We start from the raw sequence: 24,652 nt of genomic DNA on the forward strand, positions 1-24,652 counted from the left end.
CAGGGGCTGCATGACGCATCTCGGTCGTCTGCCTTGCTGGCCGGAACTTCGAGATGGTGCAAGCTTTGGAAGACCCGATGGAAAAACAAGCGCTTGGCAAAGCCATGAAAGAAAGCCATGAAATGAGGCCTCCTGCATCACTCTGACGAGCTTCCGGGAGTCGGAAGGTTGGGGAATGGTTGGGTCGGCCCAATGGTAGGGGCTATAATGCGCGCATGAGAGACAACCAGTCATTCCGTGCCGCGCCCGCTGCCCGTCTCGAATTCATCGTCAAGGAATCCTGATTAATGACCCAATGGACGCTCAGCGACGACCCGCACGCGGAACGCGAAGCCCATAAGTACGACAAGCCCATCCCCAGTCGCGAGTATCTTCTCGACAAGCTGGAAGAGTATGGCAAGCCCATTACCCACGAGAACATGAGCCGCATGCTCGGTTTCGAGGACGACGAGCAGCAGGAAGCCGTGCGCCGTCGCCTCAATGCCATGGAGCGTGATGGCCAGGTGCTGCGCAATCGTCGTGGTGCCTATGCACTGATCGACAAGCTGGACCTGATTCGTGGCCGTATCGTCGGCCATCGCGATGGTTTCGGTTTCCTGGCGCGCGAAGATGGCGTCAAGCCGGATCTTGCCGTGCCGCCGCGCCAGATGCGTCGCGTCTTCCATGGTGATCAGGTGCTGGCGCGCGTCAGCGGCCGTGATCGCCGTGGTCGTGATGAAGTCACCATCGTCGAGGTGCTGGCTCACAATACCCAGACGCTCGTCGGCATCTATCGCCAATCCGAGCCGGACTTCGGGGTACTGATTCCGGAGAATTCGCGCATCGCGCAGGAAGTGATCATCCCCAACCGTGTGGCCAATGGTGCCAAGGACGGTCAGGTGGTGTCCGTGCGCATTACCCAGCAGCCCGCGACACGCGTGCAGCCGGTGGGGGAAGTGGTCGAGGTGCTCGGTGAGCGCATGGACCCGGGCATGGAGATCGACATCGCGATCCGCTCGCATGACATCCCCAGCGAATTCCCGCCGGAAGTCGAGGATCAGATCTCGACCATCTCCGCCGAAGTGCTGGAAGAGGACAAGAAGGGGCGTATCGACCTGCGCGAGACGCCACTGGTCACCATCGATGGCGAAGACGCGAAGGACTTCGATGACGCCGTCTGTGCCTGGCAGGACGACAACGGCAACTGGAAGCTGCTGGTCGCCATCGCCGATGTATCGCATTACGTGCGTGGCGGCAGTCCGCTGGATCAGGAAGGCTACGTGCGCGGCAACTCGGTCTATTTCCCGGGTCAGGTCGTGCCGATGCTGCCGGAGCTGCTCTCCAATGGTCTGTGCTCGCTCAACCCGCATGTCGATCGTCTGACGCTGGTCTGTGAGCTGACCATTTCCGCCGCCGATGGCGAGATGCTCGACTACCGCTTCTTCGAAGCCGTGATCCGTTCCCATGCGCGCCTGACCTACGAGAAGGTCGGCACCATGCTGACGGACCCGGAAAGTGAGGAAGGTCAGGCACTGTGTCAGCAGTACAACGAATTGCTGCCGTCGCTGCACAACCTGCACGCGCTGTACGGTGTGTTGCGCAAGGCGCGCGACAAGCGTGGTGCCATCGACTTCGAGACCACCGAGACGCAGATCCTGTTCAACGATGAGCGCAAGATCGAACAGATCGTGCCGCGTACGCGCAATGACGCGCACAAGCTCATCGAGGAATGCATGCTGGCGGCCAACGTCGCCACGGCGCGCTTCCTGGATCTGCACGATCTGCCGGCCCTCTATCGTGTCCACAAGCAGCCGGCACCTGAGCGTCTCAACAACCTGCGCGCCTTCCTGGGTGAGCTGGGTCTGACGCTGGAAGGTGGCGATGAGCCACAGCCGAAGGACTTCCAGGCACTGCGTGCCTCGATCGCCGAGCGCCCGGACCTCGACATCATCCAGACCGTGATGCTGCGCAGCATGACCCAGGCGGTCTACTCGCCGCAGAACGAAGGTCACTTCGGTCTGGCCTACGATGCCTACGCCCACTTCACCTCGCCGATCCGTCGTTATCCCGATCTGCTGGTGCATCGTGCGATCCGTTCCGTCATCCGTGGTCCGCGCAAGACCGACACCGTGCTGCGCGCCGAAGATGCCGTGACCGAGCGTCCGACCAAATGGTGCCCGTACACCTTCGAGCAGATGCTCGAGCTGGGTGAGCACTGCTCGATGACTGAGCGCCGCGCCGATGAGGCGACGCGTGACGTCAACGACTGGCTCAAGTGCGAATTCATGAAGGACAAGGTCGGTGAAGTGCTGGAGGGTACCGTCGCGGCGGTCACCCAGTTCGGCCTGTTCGTGCGTCTGGATGCCTACTACGTCGAAGGTCTGCTGCACATCTCCTCGCTGCCGTCCGACTACTATCACTACGAGGCCGAGAAGCATCGTCTCAAGGGTGAGCGTGCCGGCGTCAGCTATGGTCTCGGCGATGGCGTCACCGTCCAGGTGGCTCGCGTCGACATGGATGAGCGCAAGATCGACTTCATGCTCAGTGACCCGACGCCGCGTCCCAAGCGCAAGCCGCGCAAGGCACGCAGCAGCGAACGTGATGCTGACAAGCCCGCAAGCGGCAAGAGCGGTGCAGCCTCCGGCAAGGAATCTGCCCCCAAGGGTCGTCCCGGCAAGCGGGAGCGCGAGCGTCTCAAGTCCCTGACGGAAGAAGTCAGTCAGGAAGGCCAGGGTGGCGGTACGGACGGAGCGTCCGAGACGCCTGCGCAGGAGAGTCCTGCCCGCAAGCCGCGCAGCGAGCGTGATGAGCGTTCCGGTCGCGGCGAGCGCAAGCCCTCCACCGGCAATGAGCGTCCGTCCGCGCCTGAGTCTCCGGCAGCGGCGCGCCCGGCGGTGCCGAGCGGTCCGGAATCTGCTGACAGTCCGTTCGCGGCAGTCGCGCCGATGGGTGCCGCTGGCAAGGATGATCCGTCGCGCAAGCGCGGCTCCCGTTCTCGCGGGCGTCGCGGCAACGGCCGCAGCTGACCGCCGGCAAGATTCACCGCGCAGCATTCATCAGCCCCGGCCATGGTCGGGGCTGATGCGTTGCACGGCCGTGAGTTCGCAGGATTTCATGGCTGTCGCCATGGCGACAGCTCAGTTTCCGTCCAAGTGACAGGGCCCTGTCAGGGCCATCAGGCAGGAAGGCACTATGAGTCAGGACAAGGGGCGCAAGCCCGGCCGCGGCAAGCCCGCTGGCGAGCGCGGTAGCCATTCTCGAAGTGAGCACTCTCGAGGCGAGCACTCAAGGGGGGAGCGTGGTGGCGCTCAGCGCCAGGAACGTGGCGGGGCCCGCAGAGGTGGCGCTCGCACTGGCGCACCGAAGATCCCCGGTGGCCTGGAAGCCGTCTATGGTGTACACGCCGTGGAAGCCTTGCTGGCACGCGGCCGCGCGCCGAGCGAGCTGTGGGTGCAGGCAGGCGAGGCCGAGCTGCGTCTGAACGAGATCGTCGAGCAGGCGCGTGCCGCTGGTTCACGCGTCACCTTGAAGGCGCGTGAGGAGCTGGATGCGCTGTCCACCGGCGGTGGTGCCCATCAGGGGCTGGTCGCTCTGTGCGCGCCGCTTGCCACCGAGAACGAGACTGGCCTCAAGCTGCGCCTCGATGGCTGGTCCCATGAGGAAGCCCCGCTGTTTCTGGTGCTGGATTCGGTCACGGATCCGCACAACCTCGGGGCCTGTCTGCGCAGCGCCGATGCCGCCGGTGCCCATGGTGTCATCGTGCCCAAGGACAAGTCCGCCTCCCTGAACGCGACCGTGCGCAAGGTCGCCTGTGGGGCAGCGGAAGTGGTGCCTGTCTATCAGGTCACCAACCTGGCCCGCACGCTGGATGCCATGAAGGAAGCCGGTGTCTGGGTGCTGGGTACGGCTGGCGAAGCCGAGGCCATGGCCTTCGAGGCCGATTTCACCGGGCCGGTGGCCATCGTGATGGGCGCTGAGGGCAAGGGCATGCGTCGTCTGACGCGCGAGCACTGCGACAGCCTGATCAAGCTGCCGATGGCGGGCAGTGTCTCGAGTCTGAATGTCTCGGTCGCGGCCGGTATCTGCCTGTTTGAAGCCGTTCGTCAGCGCCGCAACGGCTGACAGCGAGAATGGGGGTGTCAGGGCATGAGGCGTGCCTCGCGACGTGTCGCTTGCCAAGCCCTTGACACCTCTCTACAATACTGCGGTTCTGTGAAGTGCAGTCTGCAGTGAATGCGCGGCATGGGGGCACCTGTCCTCGCCCGCGCGCGTTGTACGTGGCTTTCGAGCCCGAATGACACAACCGTAGTAATCACTCCACTCCTTGCTTCCCGGCCCGAGACGCGCCGTGGAGGCTGTCAAACCGAAAGGAGCCAAGCCATGCGTCACTACGAGATCGTGTTCATGGTCCACCCGGACCAGAGCGAACAGGTTCCGGCCATGATCGAGCGTTACACCTCCATCGTGACCGAAGCCGGCGGTACTGTGCATCGTCTGGAAGATTGGGGTCGCCGTCACCTGGCCTACCCGATCAACAAGATCCACAAGGCCCACTACGTGCTGATGAACGTCGAAACTACCGGTGAAGTGGTCGAGGAACTCGAGACCATCTTCCGTTTCAACGACGCCGTCATCCGTAACCTGGTTGTGCGTGCAAAGGAAGCGGCCATCGAGCCGTCTCCGATGATGAAGCCGGCTGAAGAGAAGCGTCCGCGTCGCGAAGACAAGCGTGACGAAGCCGAAACTCAAGACGCTAACTGATACCGCACCCCCAGGAGGTCATTGCAATGGCACGTTTTTTCCGTCGTCGCAAGTTCTGCCGCTTCACCGCTGAAGGCGTGAAGCAGATCGACTACAAGGACATCGAAGTCCTGAAGTCTTACATCACCGAGACCGGCAAGATCGTCCCGAGCCGCATCACCGGCACCAAGGCGCGTTATCAGCGTCAGCTGGCGACTGCCATCAAGCGTGCGCGCTACCTGGCACTGCTGCCGTACAGCGACAGCCACCAGTAAGGCGACACCATGATGCTGGCATTGGCACGTTGGGCCATGCGCGGACCGTTGCAGTGCATCGCGATTGCACTGCTGACGGGTCTTCTGCCCTGGTTCTTCTGGTTCAGTGCCTCCATCAGTGCGCTGGTCACGCTTCGGCGTGGCCTTGCGCCAGCCGCACCCGTGTTCATCGCCGCTGCCATTCCGGCAGGCTGGTGGTGGACACAAGGCGACCCGGTGCCATTGGCGACCGTGTTGCTGGTCACGTTGATGGCAACCCTGCTGCGTGCTCGCATGCGATGGGGGGAGGCGCTGATTGGCGCCAGCCTGACAGCGGCAATGATGGTGCAGTCCGGGATATTCCTGCCACCAGGCGGGGCTGGTCCACTGCTTGAGAGCATTCGTCAGAATGCCCCTGAGCTTGATGCACGCTTGAGCGACTTTGCCGCTCAAGGTGTGCCGACTGAACAGCTCGCAGGGTTGGTCATCGGCGGTATTACCGGGTTGGTGGTCCTGCTGGCCGCCACGGCCTGTCTGGCCCTGGCGCGCAGCTGGCAGTCCGGGCTCTACAATCCGGGGGGATTTCGTCACGAGTTTCATGCCTTCCGGCTGAGCCCGCGAGAAATCCTGATACTGGCAGCCTGCGGCATCATCGGGGTCTTCCTCGATGTGCCTGCAGTGCTCCTGCTGATCTGGATACCGTTGTTCGTGGCCGGCATTGCCCTGGTGCATGGCTATATCGGGTTAAAGGGGATGAGCGGGTTATGGCTGGTCGGCGTCTACTTTCTGCTGCTGACGACCTGGCCCACGATTCTGATTTTGCTGCTGCTGGCTCTTGTTGACGTCTTTGCGGATCTTCGCGCACGTCTTGCTGGCAGTCATCGATAAGAGGTTTACGAGATGCAAGTCATTCTGCTCGACAAGATTGGCAAGCTGGGCAACCTGGGTGACCAGGTGTCCGTCAAGGCTGGTTTCGGTCGCAACTATCTGCTGCCGTACGGTCTGGCTGTTCCGGCCACTGCCGAAAACCAGGCGGCTTTCGAAGCTCAGCGCGCTGAGCTGGAAGCACAGGTTGCAGAGCGCAAGGCCGAAGCTGAAGCGCGTGCCGCTCAGCTGAACGAAATCGAACTGTCCCTGGTCGCCAAGGCTGGCGAAGAAGGCAAGCTGTTCGGTTCCATCGGTCCGCGTGATCTGGCCGAAGCCATCGCCCAGTCCGGCATCGACATCGCCAAGAGCGAAGTCCGCATGCCGGAAGGCCCGCTGCGCAACACTGGCGAATACGACATCGTGCTGCAGCTGCACGCTGAAGTGACTGCCACTGTTCGTGTGGTCGTGGTCGGCGAGTAATCGCTGATCCGTGGTGGCTGCCCGGTGATCCGGCGCTGCCACCACAGGTGGTACTCGAACCGCCCTCGCATCCTGGATGCGGGGGCGGTTTTTTTGTGTCTGGCGTTTCTTTGTCGGGCGTGACAGGGAAAATCCTCTGCACGCGGGCAGGGCGGTGACAGGCAAAATCCGGTAGAATGCCTGCCCCCGTGAGGTAGAGCATCATGTGCGGTCGCGATGGTTGGCAGGCTCGCGGCGATGCACGAAAATGGAGGTTCCCGCGGGCGTGTCAGTCATCAGCAGGAGTCAGCCAGGCATGAGCGAGATGCAGGATCAGGATCGCGAGACGGCGGCGCTCAAGGTGCCCCCCAATTCGCTGGAGGCCGAGCAATCGGTCCTCGGCGGTTTGATGCTGGACAACAGCGCTTGGGACACGGTGTCCGAGCGACTGGTGGCCGACGACTTCTATCGCTACGAGCATCGTCTGGTCTACAACGCCATGTCCCAGCTGGTGGGCAGCAGCCGGCCGCTGGATGTGGTCACGTTGTCCGAGTTGCTGGAAAGCCGTGACCAGCTGGAGTCGGTCGGCGGGCTTGCGACCCTCGCCGAGCTTGCGCGCAATACGCCCTCGGCCAGCAACATCAAGGCCTATGCCGACATCGTTCGCGAGCGCGCGACGCTGCGCAAGCTGATCCAGGCGGCCAACCAGATCGCCGAGAGCTCCTTCAGCCCTCAGGGGCGAGACGCCGACGAGCTGGTCAACGAGGCCGAGCGTCTGGTGTTCCAGATCAGCGAATCACGCCCCAAGAGCGGCGGCCCCAAGGGCATGAGTCAGCTGCTGACCGGCGCGGTGGACCGGATCGATGAGCTGTTCAATCTCAAGGGCCAGATGACCGGCCTCTCGACCGGCTTCCGGGACCTGGATGACATGACCTCCGGTCTGCAGCCATCGGACCTGGTGATCATCGCGGGGCGCCCCTCGATGGGCAAGACCACCTTCGCCATGAACCTGGTCGAGCATGCCGTGGTCTCCGGCGACAAGCCAGTGGCCGTGTTCTCGATGGAGATGCCGGCCGAATCGCTGATGCTGCGCATGATCTCCTCGCTGGGCCGCATCGATCAGACCAAGGTGCGTACCGGTCAGCTGGATGACGAGGATTGGCCGCGGCTGACCTCGGCGGTCAACCTGCTCAAGGACAAGCAGCTGTTCGTCGATGACACGGCGGCCCTGTCGCCCAACGAGATGCGCTCACGCTGTCGCCGCATGGCGCGCGAACACGGCGGCATCGGCCTGATCATGATCGATTACCTGCAATTGATGCAGGTGCCGGGGCTGTCCGAGAACCGTACTGCCGAGATCTCCGAGATCTCGCGCTCGCTCAAGGGGCTGGCCAAGGAATTCGCTTGCCCGGTGGTGGCGCTCTCGCAGCTGAACCGCTCGCTTGAGCAGCGTCCCAACAAGCGCCCCGTGATGTCGGATCTACGTGAATCCGGCGCCATCGAGCAGGACGCCGATGTCATCGCCTTCGTCTACCGTGATGAGGTCTACAACAAGGACAATCCCGACAACAAGGGCTTGGCCGAGCTGATCATCGGCAAGCAGCGTAACGGCCCCATCGGCACCGTGCACATGGCCTTCATCGGCAAGTACACCCGTTTCGAGGACCTGGCGCCAGACAGTTATGGCCAGGCCTTCGCTGAATGACGTGATGCGCATGCGCATCAAACATGTACCCGGGCGGCGGCAGCGACGTCGCCCCGCAAGACCCGCACTGACGGGGAGGAGATAGCATGGCAGGTGGATTTGGGCGCGGACGCGCACGCACTCCCAAGCTTCAGGGACGCGGTACGCTGGAGAGCCTTGAGCGCGAAGGGCCTTTCAAGGAATGGCTGGGCATGCCGGATCTCTATCGCTTCACGCTGGTCGTGGAGGGCGAGAGCTACAGCTATCAGACTGAAGACAGTGAAGTGCCGGTCGTCGCGGGCGACATGGTGGTCTTCCGTTACAAGGAAACCAAGGCCGGCAAGTGGATCGACCGCAATTCCCTCGGCAAGGCCATCGACCCCAACTCGCTGTAAGGCGTCCACCTCCGGCGTGGCATGAGCGTATTGGCCAGCCGCGACCGGGCAGGCTCGTCGCAAGGCGTCCTTGCACGGCAGCACCGCGGTGATGTGCCCGACCCTTCGCTGACACATCACCGCCCCGTGTCATTTTCCTGTCATATCAGCATGCTTTGATTCTGGCATGCTGCCATCCCCGCATCCCGCTTTAGCTGAGGCATCCACTCCCGAATCCGGCCAGGCGCTGGAGGCGTTGCTGCGTCTTCGCCAGTTGCGGATGCATTTCCAGCCCATCGTGGCGGCAGATGGCCGTGAGGTCTTCGCCTACGAGGCACTCGCGCGCGCTGCTGCGGGATGCAGCTTGCGCTCACCGATGGCGATGTTCGAGGCGGCTCGCCAGCATCGGCGCCTCGCCGAGCTGGACGGCCTCTGTCGTGAGCTGGCGCTTGAGCAATGGGCTGAGCAGGGCCTGAGTGAACGCCTGTTCCTGAACGTGTCGCCGGAGGTGCTGTTGGACAGTGCGCATTCTCGGGGACTGACGCGTCATCTCCTGCATCGCCATGGGCTGCATCCGCATCAGGTCGTCATCGAGTTGACTGAGCAGACCCCGGGGCTGGACCCGGCACTGATGCGTGAGGCCGTCTGCCATTACCAGTCGATGGGCTTCGCCATCGCGCTGGATGACCTCGGTGAAGGGTACGCCAGCCTCAAGCTGTGGTCGGCGGTTCAGCCTGACTTCGTCAAGATCGACCGACACTTCATCAGCGGTATTCATCAGGGTTCACTCAAGCGGCGTTTCGTGCGCTCGATCATCGACATCGCCCACGGCAGTGGCAGTCAGGTGATCGCGGAAGGCATCGAGCAGGAAGGCGAGATGGAATGCGTGTCTCAGCTGGGGGCCGAGTATCTGCAAGGCTGGCTGTTTGCGAGCGCCGAGGTGGACCCTGCTCGCCAGCGTGCCGGCCTCGAGCAGCGCCTGCGTCGTCTGAGTCGCCGCCGGCATGCCGCGCCTCTGGCACTCGGTGCCGGCAGCCTGCTGCGGCAGGTGGCGCCGGTACTGCAGGATACCTGTCTCGAGGAGGTGGCCGAGCGTCTGCATGCCGAGCCGGAATTGATGGCGCTGGCAGTGGTGGACGCGCAGCAGCGGCCGGTCGGCATGATCATCCGCCATCGACTGCTGGGATTGCTGAATCAGCGCTTCGGACCGGAGCTGCATGGACGACGGGCGATTCATGAGGTCATGCAGACCCATTCACTGCGTGTCGAGGAAGATGAGCCGCTCGAGCGTCTGTCGGCCAAGCTGCTCGGGCGCCGGGACATTCATCGTGACGAGGACTTCATCATCATGCGAGGGGGATGCTATCGCGGCCTTGGGCGTCCTCTGGATCTGCTGCGCATCCTCGCGGAACGTCAGCTGGCGGTTCGTGCTCAGTGTCCGTGAGCCTCTCCGGGTCAGCGGCCTTGAACATGACGTCATCCAATCGTCATGGTGGTGCCGTGCAATCGTCATCGTCCCCCCGCAAGCTGGCGTGAAGCCTTGACGCCACCTTCACGATGATGGATACCTCAGACAACAGAGGTCCAGGAGCCGACACCATGTCCAGAATTGCCGCTGCCTTCACACCTACTGGCCTGCTGGTCAGCAACCTGAATGCGCTGATCGCCGAGTATCCGGCACTGGAGGCGCGTGTGATCAGTCATGCCGCCAGCCGCTTCTATCAGGTCCAGCTGGTACTGGAAGCGGGTGCCGATGAAGACGATGAGCGCAGTGAACTGTTGATGAAGCGTGGCAAGCCGATGCTGTTCCGCTCGCTGGAGGATGTCTACTGCGAGCTCAGGCGCGCCGGTCTGTCACGCGCCTGGCTGGTATCCCAGGTGGCCAACGACGAGATGATCGGCCGACCGCCTCAGTACCATCAACCGTTGAGCTCGCGCATCCCCTTGAGCTTCTGAGTCAGCGTCTCCTCTGGGGGACCCAGCGGCCGATACGCTCACGGTGGCGGGCAAAGACCCGATAGCCGACATCCAGCATCGGACGCAGCCCCGGCAGCAATGACAGCCTCACCAGGCGCCGATAGCCGAGTACCGCATAGAGGGCTCGGCTGGCGTCCATGCCGACATACCACTCCCCGCGCGCATCCTGCACGTGCAGGCGCCCCATCATCGTCTCGAAGCTCAGCCCCAGAGCATCTGGGGAAAAGTCCTTTGCACGAATGTCGACCGTCCTGACCCGTTCCCGCCTCGGGTGTCTCGCCAGCCAGGCGACCTCCCGCTGGCACAGGGGGCACTTGCCATCGTGATAGAGCGTGACCGGTGCACTGGCCTGCCAGATGCGGCTCATGAGGATTCCTTGTCGGTCGTGGAACTGGAGGGCGCGGGATAGTAACCCGCGCGATGGGCACCGCTACCATAGTCAGCGGCGCTGTCGAGTCGGGCGAGAAAGGCCTCGGCCTGTTGCAGCAATGCCTCGCGCTTTTCGTCCTTCATGCGTCGCCAGCTGCCATAGACCAGCGACATGCGCGGGTTGCGTGACAGTGATTCGCGATGGCGCTCGATGAAGTGCCAATAGAGACTGTTGAAGGGGCAGGCATGCGTGCCGGTGACCTTCTTCGGCGAGTACTGGCACCTGTCGCAGTGATTGGACATGCGATCGATGTACTTGCCCGAGGCACAATAGGGCTTGGAGCCCATCAGGCCGCCATCGGCGTGCAGCACCATGCCCAGGGTATTGGGCAGCTCCACCCACTCGCAGGCATCGACGTAGACCGCCAGATACCAGTCGCATAGCGCCTCGGGCTTCACGCCGCACAGCAGGGCGAAATTGCCGGTGACCATCAGGCGGCGGATATGGTGGGCATAGGCATGATCACGCGTACTGAGGATGGCTTGATCCACACAGCGCATGCCGCTGTCGCCGCGCCAGAAGACCTCCGGTAGACCCCGTGTCGCACTCAGGCGATTCTCCTGCTTGTAGCCGGGCATGCGTGTCCAGTAGATCCCACGCACATACTCTCGCCAACCGAGAATCTGCCGGATGAAGCCCTCGGCGGAGTTGACCGGTACCTCGCCACGTCGCCAGGCATCATCGACGGCAGCACAGACTTCGTGGGGACTCAGAAGCCCGATATTGAGCGCCGCGGAAAGTCGGGAGTGGAACAGGAAGGGGTCACTGTCATCGATGGCATCCTGATGGCAGCCGAAGTCTGCCAGGCAGTGCGCGAGGAAGTGAGCGAGATCGTCGAGCGCCTGGGCGCGGGTCACGGCCCAGTTGAAGTTGTCCAGATTGCCGAAATGACGCAGCTCACCCTCGGCTCCCTCGCCGAAGCGGGTGTCCACCAGCGTCAGCACTTCGCGCGTCAGCGCATCCTGGCGGTGGTCATGCTGCGGTGGTGGCGGTGACTGGAAGTCGGCGGGAATCGGTTCGCGATTGTCATGATCATGATTGAACTTGCCGCCGGCGGGCTCGCTGCCTTCCATCAACAGGTCCGTGTCACGACGCTGTTCACGGTAGAAGTATTCCATGCGCAATTGCTTGCGTCCGTCGGCCCAGGTCGCGAACTGTGCCGGTGTGGTGAAGAAGCGGTGATCTTCCAGCACCACCCAGGGGATCTCGCCTTCCTCACGGCGTGCGAGGAAGGCCTCCAGCAGTCGCCATTCCCCGGGGCGAGTCACCAGAATGCCGTCACACTGATGGAGCGCGGCCAGCCGCTCGGCTTCCAGGATCAGCGATTGACGATTGTCCGGGTCATCCAGGCGGCTTTCATGCACCTGCCAGCCGCAGTCGCGCAGCTCCTGTGCGTGATGGCGCATCGCGGCCAGCATCATCGCGATCTTGTGCGGATGGTGTGGCACGTAGCGGCCTTCCTCCTCGACCTCGCAGAAGGCGATCAGACTCTCGGCAGGTGCCTGCTTGAGGCTCGCAAGCTCGTGACTGAGCTGGTCACCGAGAATCAGCACCAGCGGGCGTGCGAAGTCGTGACGGGTGGCAAGTTGCAGAGTGGAGGTTTCGGGCACGCTGACTCCTGCGGCGGGGCGCAAGCACGGCTTGCGTCAGGTTGTGACAATAATTGTCGTAAAGCTGTACAAATCGTGATGATAGTATAACTTCATCCCTCACGCACAGGGCGAGCTGGTAACATGGCTGCGCTGTCGGTGAGGGTGGCTGGTTGCCGCTTCACCTCTTTTCTTGCCTCTTGTCAGGAGTTCATCGCCCATGAGCACCCCGCGTTTCGGCGTCATGCTGGTCAATCTCGGCACCCCTGAAGCCCCGACACCCAAGGCGGTGCGTCGCTACCTCGCGGAGTTTCTCGGTGATGTACGCGTGATCGACCTGCCGCGCCTGCTCTGGCTGCCGATCCTGCATGGCCTGGTGCTGACGACTCGCCCCAAGAAGGTCGCCGAGGCCTATGCCTCGGTGTGGACGGAAGACGGCTCGCCGCTGATGGCGATCGGCAAGCGTCAGCGTGCCGCGCTGGAGGCGCGTCTGGCCGAATCGCTGGGCGAGGAGATTCCGGTAGAGCTTGCGATGACCTACGGCAAGCCGACCATGGAAGAGGTGGGGCGCAAGCTGGCCAGTCGTGGGGCAGATCGCATCCTGGTGCTGCCGCTCTATCCGCAGTTCTCGCGGACCACGACTGCCGCAGTGTTCGATCGCCTGGCGCGCGCGCTCAAGCCGTGTCCGCACCTGCCGGAACTGCGCTTCGTGCGTGACTATCATGATCATCCCGACTACATCGCCGCGCTGGCCGCCAGTGTCCGTGAGCACTGGGAAAAGGCAGGGCATCGCGGCAAGCGTCTGTTGATGAGCTATCACGGCATCCCCAAGCGCTATGCGACGGCGGGCGACCCCTACCCACGCCAGTGCGAGCGCACCAGCCAGCTGCTGGCCGAGGCGTTGGGGCTTGGGGACGATGAGTGGGCGATGACCTACCAGTCCCGCTTCGGCAAGGCCGAGTGGCTCAAGCCGTATACCGATGAGACGCTCAAGGCCTGGGGGGCTGAAGGTTTGGAAAGCGTCGACGTTATCTCGCCGGCCTTCGCGGCCGACTGTCTCGAGACGCTGGAGGAGCTGGAAGAGGAGAATCGCGGCTACTTCACCGAGTCCGGCGGGGGCGAGTTCCGCTACATTCCGGCGCTCAATGACCGTCGTGAGCATATCGATCTGCTAGAGGCACTGTGCCGCCAGCATGCTCAGGGCTGGTGACGAGCAGGGCAGGCATGAGGCCCGCCTGAATGATCTGAGCACCGCAGTCCGAGTGACAGATGCGCAGTGAAACGCTGGAAAGACAGCGCCCCCACCAGTCTCCTGGTGGGGGCGCTTTGCGTTGGTCTGCCGTCTCGCCTCGCGAGAGGAGTGGGGCCGACCGGGGCAGGTCAGAGCGTCAGGCGAACACGATCGCTCAGGGCAGGCGCGATTCCGAGGCCTCGGCATTTGCCTCATCCGGTTCGTCTGATACTTCCAGACGTTCCGGCACGTTGCGGGTACGGATGTCCGCCACCAGCTTCTGATGCAGCGCGGCCTTGGACAGCAGGTGCGCGGTCACCGGGGCGGTGATGAACAGGAAGATGGTGATCAGCATCTCCTGGAAGCTGAAGTGACCGGTAGTGGCACGGAAATAGATCATCGACGCCATCAGTACGCAGCCGACCCCCAGGGTGGTGGTCTTGCTGGGACCGTGCAGACGCATGTAGAAGTCCTTGAGGTGCGTCAGCCCCAGCGACCCGATGAAGGCGAACAGGCCGCCGGCGATCAGGAAGAAGGCGATGACGCCTTCCAGGACAGGATAGAACCAGGTGGGCATGGAGACTCTCCGCTCAGGTCATTCGATGATGTCGCCGCGCAGCAGATACTTGCAGACTGCCACGGTGCTGACGAAGCCCAGCATGGCGATCAGCAGCGCCGCCTCGAAGTAGGCCTTGCTGTTGAGCTGGATGCTGAACAGCACGATCAGCGCGATGGAGTTCACGTACATGGTGTCCACGGCGAGGATGCGGTCCGGCAGGTCCGGGCCGATGGCCAGCCGGAAGACGTTGAGCATCAGGGACGCCGCGAACAGCGCGATGCTGATCCACAGGGCGATGTCTAGCATTCGTAGATCTCCTTCAGCGGGCGCTCGTAGCGCTGGCGGATCTCGTCGATCAATGCCTGTTCATCCTCGACATCCAGTGCATGGATGATCAGATGGCGACCATCCAGCGTGAGATAGGCAGAGACCGTCCCCGGTGTCAGCGTGATGGTGCTCGACAGCAGGGTGATCGGGAACTTCTGCTCGAGCTCCAGCGGATAGCGCACGAAGGCCGGGCGGAATTTCGCACGCGGATTCAGGATGAGTCGCGAGACCTGCAGGTTGGCGATGATGATGTCCAGGATGACGCGCAGCAGGTAGCCGATCAGTCGCCACGGTTTCTGGAGGTCCGGCTGCGGCTCCCAGAAACGATAGGTCAGTGCCGGGATGGCGATGGCCAGCACCGCACCGAGCAATATCTGCCCGGGCGAGACGCTGTTCTGCAGCATCAGCCACACGACCAGCAGCAGGGTCGAGAGCATCGGGGTGGGCAGAACGCGAGAACGAGACTTGATCATTGAGCGTCTCCCTTGAGCGGCAGAGCGGTTTCCGGTGCGGCGTCCTTGCCCAGAAGGGCATCGAGATAGGGTGCCGGGTCCGACAGTTGCTGTGCAGTGGCCTTGGTCCACTGCGAGACGGGACCGGCGAAGACGACCAGTGCCAGTGCGGCGGAGATCAGGCCGCAGGTCGCTATTCCGCGCGCGACACCGAGTCGTTCACCGCTGGGTTCACTGTTGCCGGTGCGCCAGAACACGCTGGAACCGGCACGCGAACAGGCCACGATCGAGCATAGCCCGGCCAGCAGCAGTACTGGCCACAGCCATACCTGCTGCTCCAGTGAGGCGGACGACAGGATCAGCGCCTTGCCGATGGCGCCCGAGAAGGGCGGCAGGCCCGCCGCGGCCGCCGTGCCGATCAGGAACAGTCCGCCCAGCAGGCCCGCCTGCAGCAGTGGCCGTGAGCGCACGATACGGGCACCGGCCTTGCCACGCTGGCCTGCCATCACATCCACCAGCAGGAAGAGGCCGCCGGTGACCAGGGTGGAGTGGATCAGGTAGAACAGCAGGGCGCTGTCCGCCGCGATGCTGTTCATGCCCAGCGCCGTCAGCAGCGTACCGACCGAGATCATCACCAGATAGGCCACCAGGGTGCGCAGGTCACGTGCCGAGAGCACGCCGAGCATCGACACGACCAGCGTGGCGAGCCCTGCCCACCACAGCCAGTCGCGACCAAGATCTGCCAGGGTGCCGGCGTTGTCGGTGAAGATCAGCGAGTAGACGCGCAGGATGGAATAGATGCCGACCTTGGTCATGATCGCGAACAGCGCCGCCACCGGCGCCGAGGCCGCGGCGTAGGCGCGGGGCAGCCAGAAATACAGCGGCAGCATCGCGGCCTTGAGGCCGAATACCACCAGCAGCAGCAGACCGCCGGCTTCCATCAGGCCGGCCCGTCCCGGGTCCAGCGTGGTGACGATGACGGCCATGTCGGCCATGTTCAGCGTACCGGTCACGCCGTAGAGGATGCCCAGCGCGATCAGGAAGAACGCCGACCCCATCAGGTTCAGCACCACGTAATGCAGGGCCGACAGCGTGCGAGCCTTGCTGCCGCCGTGCAGCAGCAGGGCGTAGGAGGCGATCAGCAGGACCTCGAAGAACACGAACAGGTTGAAGAGGTCACCGGTCAGGAAGGCGCCGTTGATCCCCATCAGCTGCAGCAGGAACAGGCCATGGAAGTTGGAGCCTGTCTCATCGATGCCCGCCGTGGCATACAGGCAGGCCAGCAGGCCCAGCACCGAGCTGAGCAGCACCATGGTCGCCGACAGGCGATCCAGCACCAGCACGATCCCGAAGGGAGGCTGCCAGTCGCCCAGCGCGTAGTAGCGAATGGTGTCGTCGTTGGCCTGAACGACCAGCGCGATGGCGATGGCCACCATGATGGCCTGGGTGATCAGGCTGATGCTGCGGCGCAGTACCGGCGATGAGCCGCGACTCAGCAGCAGGCAGGCGCCCACCAGCAGCGGCAGGACGATCGGAAGGACAATCAGGTGTTGCAGCATCACTTGCCATCCTCTTTCGAGTCGTCCAGACGGTTGCCGTTGACGTGGTCACTGCCCAGGTCACCGCGCGCGCGCATGGCGAGGATGACCACGAAGGCCGTCATGGCGAAGCCGATCACGATGGCGGTCAGCACCAGTGCCTGGGGCAGCGGGTCCGCCGTGGGCGAGCCTGAGCCGACCACGGCGGGGGTGCCGTGCATGGCAAGCCCCCCCATGGAGAACAGGAACAGGTTGACCGCGTAGGACAATAGCGTCAGTCCGACCACGACAGGGAAGGTGCGCCCGCGCAGGGTCAGGTAGACACCGCAGGCGGCCAGCAGGCCGGTGGTAGTGGCGTAGAGGGCTTCCATCAGCTCTTCTCCTTGGTCGGGCGGTGCGGTGTCGTCAGCTTGCCGAGGTTGGCGAGAATCATCAGGGTCGCGCCGACCACGGTCAGATAGACCCCGAGGTCGAACAGCAGCGCGGTGGCCAGCTCTATCTCACCGATCACGGGAATCGTGAAGTGGCCGAACGATGACGTCAGGAACGGATAGCCGAAGACCCAGCTGCCCGCGCCCGTCAGGCCGGCGATCAACACCCCGGCCGCCGCGACCGGCTGGTAGGGGAAGCGCAGCCAGCGCTGTGTCCAGTCCACGCCGCGCGCGATGTAGAGCAGGATGATGGCCACGGCGGTCACCAGACCGGCGATGAAACCGCCGCCGGGTTCGTTGTGGCCGCGCAGGAAGATGTAGACCGAGACCAGCAGCGCCAGTGGCAGCAGGGTCTGGGACACGGTGGCCAGAATCATCGGGTGGCGGTCCGGCGACCAGTTGCGGCCATCCAGGTCAGTGGACGGCATGAACAGGCGCAGGCGGTTGAGCAGCTTGAAGATCGCCAGTCCGGCAATCCCGAGTACGGTGATCTCGCCCAGCGTATCGAAGCCACGGAAGTCGACAAGAATCACGTTGACCACGTTGTGGCCCCCACCGCCGGAGACCGCATTGGCCATGAAGAAGTCGGAGATCGATTCGACCGGGCGGGTCAGGATGGCGAAGTTGAGGCTTGCGACCACCACGCCGAAGGCGCTGGCGAGCAGGACGTCACGCATGATGCGTCGCGCGCTGGATTCCTTGGGTGTGCGCTGTGGCAGGAAGAACAGTGCCAGCATCAGCAGGATCATCGTCACCACCTCCACCGCCAGCTGGGTCAGTGCCAGGTCCGGGGCGGCAAAGCGTGCAAACGCCAGCGAGGTCATCAGGCCGACCACTGACAGCATCAGCAGGGAGATCAGGCGCTTGCGGTGAGTGATCGCGGTGCCCAGGCCGGCCAGGCCGGTGATCACGGCACCCGTCAGCAGCATGCCATCGAAGGGCTGCTGCTCAAGCTCTCCACCCAGACGCGGCACGGCCAGCAGGCCGATGCCGACGAAGACCAGCGCGGTCAGCAGCAGCCACAGCATGTAGCGCTGCAGCGAACCGTTCTCGAAGCTGTCCATGAAGCGCTCGGACAGTTTCACGACTCGCTGGACGTTGGCCTCGAAGACCAGCAGGGCGTTGCGGGCCCGGAACTGGCGCTGGAAGGCGTACAGATGATGGCGCAGGGCGTAGACGGCGACACCGCCACCCAGCGCGATGACGCTCATCAGCAGCGGCAGGTTGAAGCCGTGCCAGATGGCGAGACTGAAGTCCGGCACCGGCGCTGCCAGCACGCTGGCGGAGGCGCTCACCAGCAGGTCCTTGATCACCAGTGACGGCAGGATGCCCACCAGCAGGCAGATCAGCACCAGCACCTCGATGGGCAGCTTCATGTAGCGCGGCGGCTCATGCGGGGTCTTGGGCAGGTCCTTCGGCTCGCCATTGAAGAAGACGTCGTGGATGAAGCGCAGCGAGTAGGCCACCGACAGGATGCCACCGAGAGTCGCCAGCGCCGGAATCAGCCAGGAAAGACCGCCCAGCAGCTGGGCATCGAGGCTCTCGGCGAAGAACATTTCCTTGGACAGGAAGCCGTTGAGCAGCGGCACGCCGGCCATCGAGGCCGAGGCGACCATCGCCAGCACCGTGGTATGCGGCATGTAACGGTACAGGCCGTTGAGCTTGCGGATGTCACGCGTGCCACATTCGTGGTCGACGATGCCGGCTGCCATGAACAGCGAGGCCTTGAAGGTCGCGTGATTGATGATGTGCAGCAGGCCCGCGACGGCGGCCATCTGGCTGTTGAAGCCGAACAGCAGCGTGATCAGGCCCAGATGACTGATGGTCGAGAAGGCCAGCACACCCTTGAGGTCCTGCTTCATCAAGGCGAACCAGGCGCCATACAGCAGGGTGGCAAGGCCCGTGAGGCTGACGATGTAGAACCAGAGATCAGTCCCCGAGAGCACCGGGTGCATGCGCGCCAGCAGAAAGACCCCGGCCTTGACCATGGTGGCGGAGTGCAGGAAGGCGGACACCGGTGTCGGCGCCGACATCGCGTGGGGCAGCCAGAACTGGAACGGGAACTGCGCGGACTTGGTGAAGGCGCCCAGCAGCACCAGTACCAGTGCGACAGGATACAGCTCGTGGGAGCGGATCTGGTCTGCCGCCGCGAGGACGTCATCGAACTGGTAGCTGCCGACGATATGACCGATGACCAGGATGCCGGCCAGCAGCGCCAGCCCGCCCGCACCGGTGACGGTCAGCGCCATGCGGGCGCCCTTGCGCGCCTCGCTCAGCTGATACCAGTAACCGATCAGCAGGAAGGAGCTGAGACTGGTCAGTTCCCAGAACACCCACATCAACAGCAGGTTGTCCGCCATGACGATGCCGAGCATCGCGGTCATGAACAGCATCAGGAAGCTGTAGAGGCGTGCCAGCGAGTCCTCGCTCGACAGGTAGTAGCGAGAATAGAGGATGATCAGCAGTCCGATGCCGAGAATCAGCAGGACGAACAGAGCTGACAGGCCATCGAAGCGTAGCGCCAGATCCAGCCCCAGTTCGGTGATCCACGGCAGGTGGAACTGGGCTATCTGGCCGGCGAAGACATCGCCGAGATGGAAGACGGCGATACCAAGTGCCAGGGCAGGGGCAACCGCCGTCAGCCAGGCAAGGCGGCCGCGGGGCAGGTCTCTGGCCATCAACGGCACCAGGGCACCGAGCAATGGCAGTAGCACGATCAACAGCAGGGTCATGGAAGACTCGCTCCAGTCGTTGTAGGGCGTTGTCCCTCTGTCGTCAGCGGAGCGGACACGGGCTCAGGGCCAGGCCACCAGCTTCGAGGTCGGGACGCGGATTTCGGCCACTGGGTGCCGATAGGATAGGCGAGCGCATTGCAGGCTGCCGAGGTTGCCACCTCTGGATCACGCTTCCGTGTCAGGTCGACGCCTGCTTGGAAGGTGCGTGCCGCCATCAAGTGGCGGGAATGGGTGGCAGTGGCAGCCGATGGCGGCTCAGAGGTTCAGGCGCCCGGCAGGGACGCAGGTACCTCGGGATGAGACGTCACCGCCGCGGGCGGATCGGTCAGAAAGGGGAGGCGCACGGCACGAGGTGCCAGCATCCAGGTGGGGATGAGGTCCGCAGCGCGCCCCCGGCTGCCCGCGATGGGCAGACGGCGAAGATGCCGGGTTGGTGCGGTCATGTCATGTCTTGCGAGCATGGCCGTATTCCTCCTGAAGCCCCTGGATGACAAGTGTGTTTGCGGGTAGAGACACTTGCGCGATCTTGTTGAAAACATTGGTGGATCGTGACCTAACCTCTCGAATGTATCACGCACTTGCACCCCTCGCCAGCGCACGGGCGGCAGGTCGGATGAGGTCCCTGATCGGACAGCGTGTTGTACAGAGTGGGCTATTTATTGTACAAATATTATACGCCGATAACGCTTTGGAGCTCGCATGCGAGAGGCCATCAGCACGAATTCGGGCGGCCCACCGGAGACGTCACTTGTCTGGCTGCGTCATGACCTGCGTCTGGAAGACAACCCGGTATTCGCGCTGCCCAGTGTCCGTCGCCCCTATCAACTTCTGGTCATGTACGTGCTGGACCAGCGCTGGTTGACGCCTGTCGAGGGTCTGCCTCGCCTGGGACCTGCCCGCCTTCGCCTCCTCTGGCAGAGCCTGATGAACCTGCGTGGCATGTTGCTGCGCCGCGGCAGTGATCTGCTGGTGCGAGTGGGGGATCCCGTCAGCGAGGTGCTGGCCCAGGTCCGCCAGCATGACGTGGACTGCCTGGAAGTCAGTCATTCCCGAACCCCGGATGATGCCGGCAATCTTCAGCGTCTTGCCGCGCAACTTCCTGCCAGTACCCGGCTGCATTGCCACCCACGTGAAGGGCTCGTGCTGGAGCCGCTGGACGAGCGGGATGCGACGCAGGAGCCCGCGGCCCTGTGGACGCCTCCGCAGGTGATGGAAAGCCCGGCCCATGGTGCGAAGGCGATGTCTCTCGCCGCCCCGGAATTGCCCGCTTCCTCGCGGCTTTCGCCAGCGCTGGCGTCACGCGGGGCGATGTCTCTGCGTCTCGATGATGCCCAATGGTGGACGCGTCATGCCTCGCGAAATCCCTTGCAGGGGCTGCCGTGTTCCTTGCCGCCATGGCCGGAATCGGCATCACGCGGTTTCCCGCCGCTGGAGGCAGTGTGCGCCACGGCCAGCGCCTGGCAACCGGTGGGGGAGATCGCCACGCTTCAAGGCGGAGAGGAGCCGGCGCGCGAGCAGCTGTCTTCCCTCGTCTGGTCGCGTCCGGAATCAGAGGATGCCGAGGTGCAGGCTGCCTGGCGCCTGTCCGCCTGGTTGGCGCAGGGCTGCATCAGTCCGCGGCGCATCCTGCAGGCACTGGCGGAACATCGACGGGAAATGGGGGAGTCTCTCGCGGCGCATCAGCTGATGGCCGTGCTGCTCCAGCGCGAGTACTGGCAGCGGGTCCTGCAAGCGCAGCCCGAGGAATCGCTGATGGGCTGGTATGGCGAGGCGCTTGAGAAGGAGGCGGCCTGCGATGTGGCATTCCAGCGCTGGCGCGAAGGGCGCACGGGCGACGTACGGGTGGACCGGGCCATGCACAGGCTGACTCGGGAAGGCTGGTTGCCGTGGGATGAGCGCCAGCATCTGGCCCGTGCATGGCTTGCCGCCGGGGGAGACTGGCGACTCGGGGCGCGCTGGTTCGAGCACTGTCTGCTGGATTTCGATGCCGCCGTCCACTGGGGGGAGTGGCGGCATCTGGCGGGTCAGCCGGTGTGAGGTCTCAGCCCAGTCGCGCCAGCAGCGCCGTGACCGCCGTCTCGACGCGCAGGATGCGCTCGCCGAGGTGCACGCCCTCGAAGCCGGCCTTCATGAACTGCTCTACCTCATAGTCCACGAATCCACCCTCCGGGCCGATGGCCAGGATCACCGGCTCACTCACCGCGCGCGGGCACTCCTGCGGCATGCCCGGGTGCGCGATGATGCCGCGCGGCTTCACGGCGCTCTCCGGGGCCATCAGGCCCGGCAGTCTGTCCTCCACGAATGGCTTGAACAATGTCTCCTGCGTGACCGTCGGCATGATGGTGTCGCGCGCCTGCTCCAGTCCCAGCACCAGATGCTGGTGAATCTTTTCCTCTTTCAGCTCCGGCGACTGCCAGTAGCTCTTCTCCACGCGCCGTGTATGCAGCAGGGTGATGTGCTTCACGCCCAGCGCCGTGACGTGTTCCAGCGAGCGCGCCAGCATCCGCGGGCGTGGCAGCGCCAGCAGCAGATGGACATCGAGTGGTGCCGGCGGCTGACGCTCCAGACGCAGACTGAATTCGGCCACCTCGGTGTCCAGCCGCTCCAGGCGTCCACGACCGATCAGCCCGCCCTCGATTCCCAGGGTCATCTCGTCACCGACAGCGGCACGATGCACCTCGCGCAGATGGCGCAGTCTGCGCGGGTCCGTCACGCGTGCATGGTCGGAGGCGAGCAGGTCATCAGCGCCGAGCAGGATAAGGTTCATGGCGATACCGTAGACAGACAGGAGGAAAAGAGGCGGCATTCTAGCATGGACGCCAGATGGCTCGGCTCCGGCGAAATGACAGCGAAGGGGGCGATTGCCCGAGGCGTGGCGGGAGTGGATCAGCCGCGTGGAAGCGGCTTTCCTTGCAGTGCCCCCCCTTGAGTGCACAATGAAGAAAAATCGACAGGAGCTTGATCCGTGAGAGTCATCCGCAAATACGCCAATCGGCGTCTCTACGATACCGAGCAGAGCCGTTATGTGACCCTCGAGGACCTGCGCAGCCTGGTGCTGGCGGAAGAGGTCTTCAAGGTCGAGGACGCCAAGAGCGGCGAGGACCTCACGCGTACCATCCTGCTGACCATCATCATCGAGCAGGAGCAGGGCGATGGTGAGGCCGAAGTCTTCTCCAACGAGCTGCTGGAGCAGTTCATCCGCATCTATGCGATGGCCAAGCCATTGCCGCTGGCGGGGTATCTGGAACAGGGCACGCGGCTGATGATGGAGCAACAGCAGCGCATGCAGGAGCAATGGTCCCAGGCCATGCGCCACTCGCCCATGGAGATGATGCGCGAAGTCGCCGAAGAGAATCTGCGCTTCTGGCAGCAGGCCATGGGGGGCGGCATCAACCGGGGCCGGACGAGCTCACGCTCTGCCGATGATGCCCAGGAGGGCGGGACGAACGACGACGGCGAGGCTCACGACCCCGAGGGCACACGCTGAGTGATGCCTGGTCGGCCGGCATGAAAATCACATGAAATCGCGTTGATGTGAAAAGGGGCGTCCCGAGGGGAGCCCCTTTCTGCCATAATGCGCAGCCTGACATTTCCTCGGTCGCCCGTGTCTTGCGGGCAGCCTTGATCCTCACTGGCTCATGAAGGTTGAAAAGATGAAGGTCCTGATCATCGGCGGCGGTGGCCGCGAACATGCGCTGGCCTGGAAAGCCGCCCAGTCCTCCCGTGTCGAGGAGGTCTTCGTGGCCCCCGGCAATGCGGGCACGGCGCGCGAGTCCAAGCTGACCAATCTGGCGATTGCCGCTGACGATCTCGATGCTCTGGTCGCCTTCGCGCGGGACAACGCCATCGAGCTGACCATCGTCGGCCCGGAAGCGCCGCTGGTGATCGGCGTGGTCGATCGCTTCCGCGAGGCGGGGCTCAAGTGCTTCGGTCCGACGGCCGGCGCTGCCCAGCTGGAAGGCTCCAAGGCCTTCACCAAGGACTTCCTGGCGCGTCACGCCATCCCGACTGGCGACTACGCCACCTTCGCCGAGGTCGATGCGGCGCTTGAGTATCTGGCCGCCCACCCGGCACCGATCGTCATCAAGGCCGATGGCCTGGCGGCGGGCAAGGGAGTGGTGGTCGCGATGACCGACGAGGAAGCTCGCGCCGCCGTGCGTGACATGCTCGAGGACAACGCCTTCGGTGATGCCGGTGCACGCGTGGTGATCGAGGAGTTCCTCGACGGCGAGGAAGCCAGCTTCATCGTGATGGTCGATGGCGAGAACGTGCTGCCGATGGCCACCAGTCAGGACCACAAGCGGGTCGGTGAAGGCGATACCGGCCCCAACACCGGTGGCATGGGGGCCTATTCTCCGGCACCGGTGGTCACCGCCGATGTGCACCAGCGCGTGATGGACGAGATCATTCTGCCCACCGTGCGTGGCATGGCGGCAGAGGGACATCCCTACACCGGCTTCCTGTACGCCGGCCTGATGATCGATGCCCAGGGCGCGCCGAAGATCATCGAATACAATTGCCGCTTCGGTGATCCGGAGACCCAGCCGATCATGGTACGTCTGAAGTCCGATCTGGTGGCGCTGTGTCTGGCCGCCGAAGACGGGCGCCTCGATACCCAGACCTGCGAGTGGGATTCCCGCGCGGCGGTCGGCGTGGTGCTGGCGGCAGGCGGCTATCCGGCCAGCTACCGCAAGGGCGATGTCATCACCGGGTTAGATGCTGCCGAGGCGACCGGTTGCAAGGTCTTCCACGCCGGCACCGCCGAAAAGGACGGGCAGGTGGTCACCAGTGGCGGTCGCGTGCTGTGCGTCACCGCGCTGGGCGACAGCGTGGCCGCCGCCACCGAGCGTGCCTACGAGGGTGTGGACGCCATCGACTGGCAGGACGTGCTCGTGCGACGTGACATCGCCTGGCGTGCCATCGCCCGTGAGCGTGGCGACGCCTGAGCCTGTCCGGCATCATCGCATTGTCTGCAAGACCCGGCCTCTGGCCGGGTCTTGTCGTTATCGCACCGTGATTCTCGCGT

The 24,652-nt window shown here is 63.9% G+C and carries 23 protein-coding genes; 14 read left to right on the forward strand and 9 right to left on the reverse strand.

Features of this window, described 5'->3' with window-relative positions:
* Nucleotides 1–287 precede the first annotated feature (287 nt).
* The 10 genes from rnr to QD172_RS12285 all read left to right on the forward strand — a co-directional run bounded on the left by rnr (nt 288) and on the right by QD172_RS12285 (nt 10,313).
* Nucleotides 288–3,005, forward strand: a complete 2,718-nt coding sequence (gene rnr, locus QD172_RS12240; protein WP_084209409.1) for a ribonuclease R — start codon at nt 288–290, stop codon at nt 3,003–3,005.
* Nucleotides 3,006–3,345: 340 nt separating this feature from the next.
* A complete protein-coding gene (rlmB, locus tag QD172_RS12245; protein ID WP_240704295.1) occupies nt 3,346–4,101 on the forward strand; it encodes a 23S rRNA (guanosine(2251)-2'-O)-methyltransferase RlmB in 756 nt (251 codons plus the stop codon).
* 258 nt (nt 4,102–4,359) lie between these two features.
* Nucleotides 4,360–4,740 (forward strand): 30S ribosomal protein S6, encoded by a 381-nt coding sequence (gene rpsF / locus QD172_RS12250; protein WP_065392636.1) that lies wholly within the window; start codon nt 4,360–4,362, stop codon nt 4,738–4,740.
* Nucleotides 4,741–4,766: 26 nt separating this feature from the next.
* The gene (gene rpsR, locus QD172_RS12255) at nt 4,767–4,994 is read left to right on the forward strand and encodes a 30S ribosomal protein S18 (protein WP_024952281.1); all 228 of its coding nucleotides are present in this window, start codon (nt 4,767–4,769) and stop codon (nt 4,992–4,994) included.
* 12 nt (nt 4,995–5,006) lie between these two features.
* A complete protein-coding gene (locus QD172_RS12260; protein ID WP_136939159.1) occupies nt 5,007–5,861 on the forward strand; it encodes a hypothetical protein in 855 nt (284 codons plus the stop codon).
* Nucleotides 5,862–5,873: 12 nt separating this feature from the next.
* A complete protein-coding gene (rplI, locus tag QD172_RS12265; protein WP_065392637.1) occupies nt 5,874–6,320 on the forward strand; it encodes a 50S ribosomal protein L9 in 447 nt (148 codons plus the stop codon).
* A gap of 304 nt (nt 6,321–6,624) precedes the next feature.
* Nucleotides 6,625–8,004, forward strand: coding sequence for a replicative DNA helicase (gene dnaB / locus QD172_RS12270; RefSeq protein WP_077379359.1), 1,380 nt, complete (start codon nt 6,625–6,627; stop codon nt 8,002–8,004).
* An 86-nt stretch (nt 8,005–8,090) separates the two neighbouring features.
* Nucleotides 8,091–8,378 carry a hypothetical protein gene (locus QD172_RS12275; protein WP_043334752.1) on the forward strand — a complete coding sequence of 96 codons (288 nt, stop codon included), beginning with the start codon at nt 8,091–8,093 and terminating at the stop codon, nt 8,376–8,378.
* A gap of 166 nt (nt 8,379–8,544) precedes the next feature.
* Nucleotides 8,545–9,801 (forward strand): EAL domain-containing protein, encoded by a 1,257-nt coding sequence (locus QD172_RS12280; protein WP_279855867.1) that lies wholly within the window; start codon nt 8,545–8,547, stop codon nt 9,799–9,801.
* Nucleotides 9,802–9,956: 155 nt separating this feature from the next.
* Nucleotides 9,957–10,313, forward strand: coding sequence for a DUF6482 family protein (locus QD172_RS12285; RefSeq protein WP_279855868.1), 357 nt, complete (start codon nt 9,957–9,959; stop codon nt 10,311–10,313).
* 1 nt (nt 10,314) lies between these two features.
* Here QD172_RS12285 and QD172_RS12290 read toward each other — a convergent pair whose 3' ends face one another.
* Nucleotides 10,315–10,701, reverse strand: coding sequence for a DUF393 domain-containing protein (locus QD172_RS12290; RefSeq protein WP_077378818.1), 387 nt, complete (start codon nt 10,699–10,701; stop codon nt 10,315–10,317).
* Nucleotides 10,698–12,374 carry a cryptochrome/photolyase family protein gene (locus QD172_RS12295; protein WP_279855869.1) on the reverse strand — a complete coding sequence of 559 codons (1,677 nt, stop codon included), beginning with the start codon at nt 12,372–12,374 and terminating at the stop codon, nt 10,698–10,700. Before QD172_RS12295 ends, QD172_RS12290 begins: the two co-directional genes overlap by 4 nt.
* A 199-nt stretch (nt 12,375–12,573) precedes the next feature.
* On the opposite strand from QD172_RS12295, the gene hemH reads away from it, so the two are divergent.
* On the forward strand, nt 12,574–13,563 hold the full coding sequence (hemH, locus tag QD172_RS12300) for a ferrochelatase (RefSeq protein WP_077378824.1): 990 nt from the start codon (nt 12,574–12,576) through the stop codon (nt 13,561–13,563).
* Between the two features lie 196 nt (nt 13,564–13,759).
* On the opposite strand, the gene QD172_RS12305 is transcribed toward hemH, so the two are convergent.
* Genes QD172_RS12305 through QD172_RS12330 form a run of 6 tightly spaced genes read right to left on the reverse strand, consistent with a single transcriptional unit; the run spans nt 13,760 to nt 19,623 of the window.
* A complete protein-coding gene (locus QD172_RS12305; protein WP_077378827.1) occupies nt 13,760–14,161 on the reverse strand; it encodes a Na+/H+ antiporter subunit G in 402 nt (133 codons plus the stop codon).
* Between the two features lie 18 nt (nt 14,162–14,179).
* Nucleotides 14,180–14,449, reverse strand: a complete 270-nt coding sequence (locus QD172_RS12310) for a K+/H+ antiporter subunit F (RefSeq protein WP_077378830.1) — start codon at nt 14,447–14,449, stop codon at nt 14,180–14,182.
* The gene (locus QD172_RS12315; RefSeq protein ID WP_077378833.1) at nt 14,443–14,943 is read right to left on the reverse strand and encodes a Na+/H+ antiporter subunit E; all 501 of its coding nucleotides are present in this window, start codon (nt 14,941–14,943) and stop codon (nt 14,443–14,445) included. The genes QD172_RS12310 and QD172_RS12315 overlap by 7 nt, the downstream gene beginning before the upstream one ends.
* Nucleotides 14,940–16,481, reverse strand: coding sequence for a monovalent cation/H+ antiporter subunit D (locus QD172_RS12320; protein WP_136939081.1), 1,542 nt, complete (start codon nt 16,479–16,481; stop codon nt 14,940–14,942). Before QD172_RS12320 ends, QD172_RS12315 begins: the two co-directional genes overlap by 4 nt.
* Nucleotides 16,481–16,831 carry a Na+/H+ antiporter subunit C gene (locus tag QD172_RS12325; protein ID WP_077378839.1) on the reverse strand — a complete coding sequence of 117 codons (351 nt, stop codon included), beginning with the start codon at nt 16,829–16,831 and terminating at the stop codon, nt 16,481–16,483. The genes QD172_RS12320 and QD172_RS12325 overlap by 1 nt, the downstream gene beginning before the upstream one ends.
* Nucleotides 16,831–19,623, reverse strand: a complete 2,793-nt coding sequence (locus tag QD172_RS12330) for a monovalent cation/H+ antiporter subunit A (protein WP_136939080.1) — start codon at nt 19,621–19,623, stop codon at nt 16,831–16,833. The genes QD172_RS12325 and QD172_RS12330 overlap by 1 nt, the downstream gene beginning before the upstream one ends.
* A 702-nt stretch (nt 19,624–20,325) precedes the next feature.
* Between QD172_RS12330 and QD172_RS12335 the strand changes: the two genes are divergently transcribed.
* The gene (locus QD172_RS12335; protein ID WP_077378845.1) at nt 20,326–21,663 is read left to right on the forward strand and encodes a deoxyribodipyrimidine photo-lyase; all 1,338 of its coding nucleotides are present in this window, start codon (nt 20,326–20,328) and stop codon (nt 21,661–21,663) included.
* 4 nt (nt 21,664–21,667) lie between these two features.
* Here the strand turns inward: QD172_RS12335 and QD172_RS12340 are convergent, their stop codons facing one another.
* The gene (locus tag QD172_RS12340; RefSeq protein WP_077379362.1) at nt 21,668–22,393 is read right to left on the reverse strand and encodes a 16S rRNA (uracil(1498)-N(3))-methyltransferase; all 726 of its coding nucleotides are present in this window, start codon (nt 22,391–22,393) and stop codon (nt 21,668–21,670) included.
* 198 nt (nt 22,394–22,591) lie between these two features.
* Here QD172_RS12340 and phaR point away from each other — a divergent pair, with 198 nt between their 5' ends.
* Nucleotides 22,592–23,113, forward strand: coding sequence for a polyhydroxyalkanoate synthesis repressor PhaR (phaR, locus tag QD172_RS12345; protein WP_077378848.1), 522 nt, complete (start codon nt 22,592–22,594; stop codon nt 23,111–23,113).
* A 166-nt stretch (nt 23,114–23,279) separates the two neighbouring features.
* The gene (purD, locus tag QD172_RS12350) at nt 23,280–24,572 is read left to right on the forward strand and encodes a phosphoribosylamine--glycine ligase (RefSeq protein WP_279855871.1); all 1,293 of its coding nucleotides are present in this window, start codon (nt 23,280–23,282) and stop codon (nt 24,570–24,572) included.
* Nucleotides 24,573–24,652 lie beyond the last annotated feature (80 nt).

Source organism: Cobetia sp. 10Alg 146, from assembly GCF_029846385.1.
Classification (GTDB): domain Bacteria; phylum Pseudomonadota; class Gammaproteobacteria; order Pseudomonadales; family Halomonadaceae; genus Cobetia; species Cobetia marina.

Bases quoted from the DNA above. Each gene is read 5' to 3' on its own strand.
- rnr (WP_084209409.1), top strand. From the start codon at position 288: ATGACCCAATGGACGCTCAGCGACGACCCGCACGCGGAACGCGAAGCC.
- rpsF (WP_065392636.1), top strand. From the start codon at position 4,360: ATGCGTCACTACGAGATCGTGTTCATGGTCCACCCGGACCAGAGCGAA.
- rpsR (WP_024952281.1), top strand. From the start codon at position 4,767: ATGGCACGTTTTTTCCGTCGTCGCAAGTTCTGCCGCTTCACCGCTGAA.
- QD172_RS12260 (WP_136939159.1), top strand. From the start codon at position 5,007: ATGCTGGCATTGGCACGTTGGGCCATGCGCGGACCGTTGCAGTGCATC.
- rplI (WP_065392637.1), top strand. From the start codon at position 5,874: ATGCAAGTCATTCTGCTCGACAAGATTGGCAAGCTGGGCAACCTGGGT.
- dnaB (WP_077379359.1), top strand. From the start codon at position 6,625: ATGCAGGATCAGGATCGCGAGACGGCGGCGCTCAAGGTGCCCCCCAAT.
- QD172_RS12275 (WP_043334752.1), top strand. From the start codon at position 8,091: ATGGCAGGTGGATTTGGGCGCGGACGCGCACGCACTCCCAAGCTTCAG.
- QD172_RS12280 (WP_279855867.1), top strand. From the start codon at position 8,545: ATGCTGCCATCCCCGCATCCCGCTTTAGCTGAGGCATCCACTCCCGAA.
- QD172_RS12285 (WP_279855868.1), top strand. From the start codon at position 9,957: ATGTCCAGAATTGCCGCTGCCTTCACACCTACTGGCCTGCTGGTCAGC.
- QD172_RS12290 (WP_077378818.1), bottom strand. From the start codon at position 10,701: ATGAGCCGCATCTGGCAGGCCAGTGCACCGGTCACGCTCTATCACGAT.
- hemH (WP_077378824.1), top strand. From the start codon at position 12,574: ATGAGCACCCCGCGTTTCGGCGTCATGCTGGTCAATCTCGGCACCCCT.
- QD172_RS12305 (WP_077378827.1), bottom strand. From the start codon at position 14,161: ATGCCCACCTGGTTCTATCCTGTCCTGGAAGGCGTCATCGCCTTCTTC.
- QD172_RS12310 (WP_077378830.1), bottom strand. From the start codon at position 14,449: ATGCTAGACATCGCCCTGTGGATCAGCATCGCGCTGTTCGCGGCGTCC.
- QD172_RS12315 (WP_077378833.1), bottom strand. From the start codon at position 14,943: ATGATCAAGTCTCGTTCTCGCGTTCTGCCCACCCCGATGCTCTCGACC.
- QD172_RS12320 (WP_136939081.1), bottom strand. From the start codon at position 16,481: ATGCTGCAACACCTGATTGTCCTTCCGATCGTCCTGCCGCTGCTGGTG.
- QD172_RS12325 (WP_077378839.1), bottom strand. From the start codon at position 16,831: ATGGAAGCCCTCTACGCCACTACCACCGGCCTGCTGGCCGCCTGCGGT.
- QD172_RS12330 (WP_136939080.1), bottom strand. From the start codon at position 19,623: ATGACCCTGCTGTTGATCGTGCTACTGCCATTGCTCGGTGCCCTGGTG.
- QD172_RS12335 (WP_077378845.1), top strand. From the start codon at position 20,326: ATGCGAGAGGCCATCAGCACGAATTCGGGCGGCCCACCGGAGACGTCA.
- QD172_RS12340 (WP_077379362.1), bottom strand. From the start codon at position 22,393: ATGAACCTTATCCTGCTCGGCGCTGATGACCTGCTCGCCTCCGACCAT.
- purD (WP_279855871.1), top strand. From the start codon at position 23,280: ATGAAGGTCCTGATCATCGGCGGCGGTGGCCGCGAACATGCGCTGGCC.